This window comes from Neisseria sp. P0021.S007 (genome assembly GCF_051956855.1).
Genome location: NZ_JBQCXA010001671.1, coordinates 1 through 448, shown reverse-complemented (window position 1 = coordinate 448; position 448 = coordinate 1). Strand labels below are relative to the sequence as shown.

At 54.7% G+C, this 448-nt stretch carries 1 pseudogene; it reads left to right on the top strand.

Annotated features, from left to right (window positions below):
• Positions 1-448: pseudogene (locus ACTHUR_RS20840) on the top strand (M3 family metallopeptidase); the annotation flags it as partial.

Here is a 448-nt window from a genome sequence, read left to right as displayed (position 1 = left end):
CGTCGGCCGCATTTGGAGCGTGGTTTCCCATCTCAATTCCGTGGTCGATACGCCCGAGCTGCGTGCCGTATACAACGAATTGATGCCTGAAATCACCATTTTCTTTACCGAAATCGGTCAAGACATCGAGTTGTACAACCGCTTCAAAATCATCAAAAATTCTGCCGAATTCGACACCCTCTCCCCTGCGCAGCAAACCAAGCTCAACCACGACTTGCGCGATTTCGTCCTCAGCGGTGCCGAATTACCGCCCGAACAGCAGGCAGAACTGGCGCAACTGCAAACCGAAGGCGCGCAACTGGGTGCCAAATTCGCACAAAACGTCCAAGACGCGACCGACGCTTTCGGCATTTACTTTGACGATGCCGCGCCGCTTGCCGGCATTCCTGAAGACTCCATCGCCATGTTTGCCGCCGCCGCGCAAAGCGAAGGCAAAACAGGCTACAAA